The sequence below is a fragment of the Pseudomonas pisciculturae genome (assembly GCF_015461805.1).
In the GTDB taxonomy this organism is placed as follows: domain Bacteria; phylum Pseudomonadota; class Gammaproteobacteria; order Pseudomonadales; family Pseudomonadaceae; genus Aquipseudomonas; species Aquipseudomonas pisciculturae.
Window position 1 is genome coordinate 1 of the sequence record NZ_JACVZE010000019.1, and the last position, 3364, is coordinate 3364.

2 tRNA genes and 1 rRNA gene are annotated in these 3364 nt (G+C 51.0%); all 3 read right to left on the reverse strand.

Annotated features, from left to right (window positions below):
• Positions 1 to 21 precede the first annotated feature (21 nt).
• The 3 genes from ICY20_RS28090 to ICY20_RS28100 all read right to left on the reverse strand — a co-directional run bounded on the left by ICY20_RS28090 (position 22) and on the right by ICY20_RS28100 (position 3345).
• Positions 22 to 2913: ribosomal RNA gene (locus ICY20_RS28090) — 23S ribosomal RNA — on the reverse strand.
• A gap of 249 nt (positions 2914 to 3162) precedes the next feature.
• Positions 3163 to 3238, reverse strand: a tRNA-Ala gene (locus tag ICY20_RS28095).
• A gap of 30 nt (positions 3239 to 3268) precedes the next feature.
• Positions 3269 to 3345 (reverse strand) — tRNA-Ile (locus ICY20_RS28100).
• Positions 3346 to 3364: the final 19 nt, after the last annotated feature.

Consider the following 3364-nt stretch of genomic DNA (forward strand, 5'->3'; position numbering starts at 1 on the left):
AGCAAATTGCTTGGGTGTTATATGGTCAAGCCTCACGGGCAATTAGTATTGGTTAGCTCAACGCCTCACAGCGCTTACACACCCAACCTATCAACGTCGTAGTCTTCGACGGCCCTTCAGGGAACTCAAGGTTCCAGTGAGATCTCATCTTGAGGCTAGTTTCCCGCTTAGATGCTTTCAGCGGTTATCTATTCCGAACATAGCTACCCGGCAATGCCACTGGCGTGACAACCGGAACACCAGAGGTTCGTCCACTCCGGTCCTCTCGTACTAGGAGCAGCCCCTCTCAAATCTCAAACGTCCACGGCAGATAGGGACCGAACTGTCTCACGACGTTCTAAACCCAGCTCGCGTACCACTTTAAATGGCGAACAGCCATACCCTTGGGACCGGCTTCAGCCCCAGGATGTGATGAGCCGACATCGAGGTGCCAAACACCGCCGTCGATATGAACTCTTGGGCGGTATCAGCCTGTTATCCCCGGAGTACCTTTTATCCGTTGAGCGATGGCCCTTCCATACAGAACCACCGGATCACTAAGACCTACTTTCGTACCTGCTCGACGTGTCTGTCTCGCAGTCAAGCGCGCTTTTGCCTTTATACTCTACGACCGATTTCCGACCGGTCTGAGCGCACCTTCGTACTCCTCCGTTACTCTTTAGGAGGAGACCGCCCCAGTCAAACTACCCACCATACACTGTCCTCGATCCGGATAACGGACCTGAGTTAGAACCTCAAAGTTGCCAGGGTGGTATTTCAAGGTTGGCTCCACGCAGACTGGCGTCCACGCTTCAAAGCCTCCCACCTATCCTACACAAGCAAATTCAAAGTCCAGTGCAAAGCTATAGTAAAGGTTCACGGGGTCTTTCCGTCTAGCCGCGGATACACTGCATCTTCACAGCGATTTCAATTTCACTGAGTCTCGGGTGGAGACAGCGCCGCCATCGTTACGCCATTCGTGCAGGTCGGAACTTACCCGACAAGGAATTTCGCTACCTTAGGACCGTTATAGTTACGGCCGCCGTTTACCGGGGCTTCGATCAAGAGCTTCGCGTTAGCTAACCCCATCAATTAACCTTCCGGCACCGGGCAGGCGTCACACCCTATACGTCCACTTTCGTGTTTGCAGAGTGCTGTGTTTTTAATAAACAGTCGCAGCGGCCTGGTATCTTCGACCGGCATGAGCTTACGGAGCAAGTCCTTCACCCTCACCGGCGCACCTTCTCCCGAAGTTACGGTGCCATTTTGCCTAGTTCCTTCACCCGAGTTCTCTCAAGCGCCTTGGTATTCTCTACCCAACCACCTGTGTCGGTTTGGGGTACGGTTCCTGGTTACCTGAAGCTTAGAAGCTTTTCTTGGAAGCATGGCATCAACCACTTCGTTAACTAAAAGTTAACTCGTCATCAGCTCTCGGCCTTAAGATCCCGGATTTACCTAAGATCTCAGCCTACCACCTTAAACTTGGACAACCAACGCCAAGCTGGCCTAGCCTTCTCCGTCCCTCCATCGCAATAACCAGAAGTACAGGAATATTAACCTGTTTTCCATCGACTACGCTTTTCAGCCTCGCCTTAGGGACCGACTAACCCTGCGTCGATTAACGTTGCGCAGGAAACCTTGGTCTTTCGGCGTGGGTGTTTTTCACACCCATTGTCGTTACTCATGTCAGCATTCGCACTTCTGATACCTCCAGCAAGCTTCTCAACTCACCTTCACAGGCTTACAGAACGCTCCTCTACCGCATCACTTACGTGATACCCGTAGCTTCGGTGTATGGTTTGAGCCCCGTTACATCTTCCGCGCAGGCCGACTCGACTAGTGAGCTATTACGCTTTCTTTAAAGGGTGGCTGCTTCTAAGCCAACCTCCTAGCTGTCTAAGCCTTCCCACATCGTTTCCCACTTAACCATAACTTTGGGACCTTAGCTGACGGTCTGGGTTGTTTCCCTTTTCACGACGGACGTTAGCACCCGCCGTGTGTCTCCCATGCTCGGCACTTGTAGGTATTCGGAGTTTGCATCGGTTTGGTAAGTCGGGATGACCCCCTAGCCGAAACAGTGCTCTACCCCCTACAGTGATACATGAGGCGCTACCTAAATAGCTTTCGAGGAGAACCAGCTATCTCCGAGCTTGATTAGCCTTTCACTCCGATCCACAGGTCATCCGCTAACTTTTCAACGGTAGTCGGTTCGGTCCTCCAGTTAGTGTTACCCAACCTTCAACCTGCCCATGGATAGATCGCCCGGTTTCGGGTCTATTCCCAGCGACTAGACGCCCTATTAAGACTCGCTTTCGCTACGCCTCCCCTATTCGGTTAAGCTCGCCACTGAAAATAAGTCGCTGACCCATTATACAAAAGGTACGCAGTCACCCAACAAAGTGGGCTCCCACTGCTTGTACGCATACGGTTTCAGGATCTATTTCACTCCCCTCTCCGGGGTTCTTTTCGCCTTTCCCTCACGGTACTAGTTCACTATCGGTCAGTCAGTAGTATTTAGCCTTGGAGGATGGTCCCCCCATATTCAGACAAAGTTTCTCGTGCTCCGTCCTACTCGATTTCATGACTAAGAGATTTTCGCGTACAGGGCTATCACCCACTATGGCCGCACTTTCCAGAGCGTTCCGCTAATCTCAAAGCCACTTAAGGGCTAGTCCCCGTTCGCTCGCCACTACTAAGGGAATCTCGGTTGATTTCTTTTCCTCAGGGTACTTAGATGTTTCAGTTCCCCTGGTTCGCCTCTTACGCCTATGTATTCAGCGTAAGATAACCATCTTATGATGGCTGGGTTCCCCCATTCAGACATCTCCGGATCAAAGTCTGTTTGCCGACTCCCCGAAGCTTTTCGCAGGCTACCACGTCTTTCATCGCCTCTGACTGCCAAGGCATCCACCGTATGCGCTTCTTCACTTGACCATATAACCCCAAGCAATCTGGTTATACTGTGAAGACAACATTCGCCGAAAATTCGATAATACTCAAAACTGAGTAACTCACAAATTTTACCTTAGCCTGATCCGTTACCAGTGAAAGTAACGTTCAGTCTATCTTTCTATCACATACCCAAATTTTTAAAGAACGATCTAATCAAAGACTAGAAATCAACATTCACCACCATCACGATGGAATGCTCATTTCTAAGCTCTAAACTTTCAGAAGCAGTAGTGGTGGAGCCAAACGGGATCGAACCGTTGACCTCCTGCGTGCAAGGCAGGCGCTCTCCCAGCTGAGCTATGGCCCCGTATTTCTACAGGCGTTTCCCACACAAAATTGGTGGGTCTGGGCAGATTCGAACTGCCGACCTCACCCTTATCAGGGGTGCGCTCTAACCAACTGAGCTACAGACCCAATTTCGGGCTGCTTCTTA